Annotated in this window: 1 protein-coding gene; it reads right to left on the bottom strand. The window is 55.5% G+C overall.

Annotated elements, in window-relative coordinates; all coding sequences use genetic code 11:
• Positions 1-117: 117 nt before the first annotated feature.
• Positions 118-1,497, bottom strand: a complete 1,380-nt coding sequence (locus AC1DIJ_RS30860) for a transposase (protein WP_112390951.1) — start codon at positions 1,495-1,497, stop codon at positions 118-120.
• Between the last annotated feature and the right edge of the window lie 450 nt (positions 1,498-1,947).

Here is a 1,947-nt window from a genome sequence, read left to right as displayed (position 1 = left end):
GATATCGTTGAAAAACTCGCCGCATTAGCTGCTCATCCGCCCATTTTGATTTTCCGGGCGGAGTACCAACGCGTTTCTGCCCCGCGCCTCGGCGCAGGGTCTCAATTCATGCCGCTCTCATGCGGCAATGACGCCATATGACGTCGTTTGTGGCCTGAGTTTAGCTAACCTCCTTAGATTTTGTGCGGTTGCGGCAAGCAAGAATTCGTCTCTCGCACCACAGGGTCCCCGAAGCCGAAGACGCGCCATCCGTAGAATGCGTTTGAGATGCGCGAATAGCATCTCGACTTTCTTCCGGCGGTGACGCGACAGTTCATATTCTGGTGTGGCCGCAATCGCTCTGGCAACATCGCGCGCATCCTCATGGAGATCGCGCGGCACCTTGCGCATAGGCGTGTTCGGGCAACAACGCTGCTTCAGGTCACAGACATCACAGTCCTTTTTGCTGGCACGATAAATCCGTGTCCCTTCGGCCGTGATCCCCGATCTTGGAGTATTGTAAGTGCGGTGGAACTGCTTCAGTTCGTTCCCGGCCGGACAGATGTATCGCTCGTTCTCGGCTTCCCAGGTGAAGTCCGAACGTGAGAAGGTGCCGTCTGTCCGGTTCGACTTGTCAAAGACCGGAATGTGCGGCGCGATCTTCTTCTCCTTGACCAGCCATGCCAAGTTGTCGGCGGAACCGTAAGCACTGTCAGCAGCCACATAGTCCGGCCGTAAGCCGAAGCGGTTCTCGGTCCTTTCGAGCATCGTGCGGGATGCCCCGACTTCTGCCTGGCGGATCGCACGCGTCGCCTCCACATCGACAATGACACCATGATCGGTGTCTATCAGATAATTGGTGGCGTAAGCGAAGAAGGCATGGCCTTTGTGAGCACCGGTCCATTGGGCGGCAGGATCAGACGGGGAGATAAACTTTGGTGTCACCGGCGACGCAGCACCGAAAGCGGCATCATCGAGAACAGCCAGATACTCTTGTACCGAGCGGCTAGCGCCTTCCTTTGCTTCCCACTCAGCTCCTGGTACCGAACGCTGCTTGTTGGCATCCGCTGCAATAAGGCTGGCATCGACGGCAAAACCTTCTGCTCCGACCAACCCTTGCGCAAGACAGCGCTCCACCACCGTTTCGAACATGTGTCGCAGGATATCGCTTTGCCGAAACCGGCCATGGCGATTCTTCGAGAAGCTGGAGTGATCAGGCACCTTGCCGTCCAGTCCGAGGCGGCAGAACCAGCGATAGGCAAGGTTGAGATGGACCTCTTCACACAGCCGCCGCTCCGACCGAATGCCCATGGCGTAGCCGACAATCAGCATCCGGATCATCAGTTCGGGATCGACCGAGGGACGGCCAGTGCTGCTATAGAAAGGCTTCAACTGCTCTCGAACGCTATCGAGTTCGAGATGACGGTCTATTCCCCGCAACAGGTGCTCGGCGGGGACGTGATCATCAATACAGAAGTCATAAAAGAGCTGCGCCGGAGCTGCCTGACATCCCATCATCGCTCAATCCTCCGCAAATCAATACGACGATTGAATCAGGGCTTTCCTGCATAAGCAATGCGAATTCCTTGGCAATACGGCTACATCCGGCATCACCGAACAATCTTCAGTTCCATCGGGTCCGCTGTCATCCGTTCACACTGAAGTCCTACTCGCGCCAGAGAGGCCGAGATATCGACGCCGCAAAGGCATAGGTCGAGGTCGTGCCAATCTTTGCCAACAGACCAATTTACAAAAGGATTTTTGTCTCGCCACACGAGGCCATCCATTCCGACAAGCGTCGCCAACTCGCGCGGCGTCTTATAAATTGTTTCGCCATCCACAACCGAGTTACACACATTTAGCCTCCTAGAAAGGCATTACGATATCTCGGCGGGCGTTCGTGTCACGGACGCTAATTTCTAAGGGGATAGATGAGATGCTCACCACCAATAGTTTTTCAACAGTATC

The organism is Rhizobium sp. 10N427, from assembly GCF_056394605.1.
This window is presented reverse-complemented; position numbering and strand designations above follow the sequence as displayed.

Bases quoted from the DNA above. Each gene is read 5' to 3' on its own strand.
- AC1DIJ_RS30860 (WP_112390951.1), bottom strand. From the start codon at position 1,497: ATGATGGGATGTCAGGCAGCTCCGGCGCAGCTCTTTTATGACTTCTGT.